Source organism: Pelomonas dachongensis (assembly GCF_043555865.1).
GTDB lineage: Bacteria > Pseudomonadota > Gammaproteobacteria > Burkholderiales > Burkholderiaceae_C > Pelomonas > Pelomonas dachongensis.
Map to the genome: position 1 here is coordinate 1 of NZ_JBIGHY010000050.1, position 299 is coordinate 299.

Annotated in this window: 1 pseudogene; it reads left to right on the top strand. The window is 66.9% G+C overall.

Annotated features, from left to right (window positions below):
* A pseudogene (locus tag ACG02S_RS26275) lies at positions 1-259 on the top strand (hypothetical protein); the annotation flags it as partial.
* Positions 260-299: the final 40 nt, after the last annotated feature.

A 299-nucleotide genomic window follows, 5' to 3' on the forward strand; every position in this document is an offset into this window, starting at 1 on the left:
CGACCACCGGATGGACAAGTGCTGGCTCAAGGGCAGCGAGGGCGACGCTCTGCACGCGGTGCTGTGCGCAGCCGGCTTCAACATCCGCTGGCTGCTGCGGGCGCTGCGGCGCCAGCTGCAGGCCGGCTGCTTAAAGCACGTCTACTTGGCCTTGACCGCCGTATGGACGGCCTTGCTGGCAGCGGCTATGGCGGGATTCAACAGCGTCATGAACTTCAATCCCGAACGATCGCGTCAGCCGCTGCTCAACCCGACATGACCCGCCGCTGGTCGCCGGGGCCGTGCCCACAGCGAGTTGC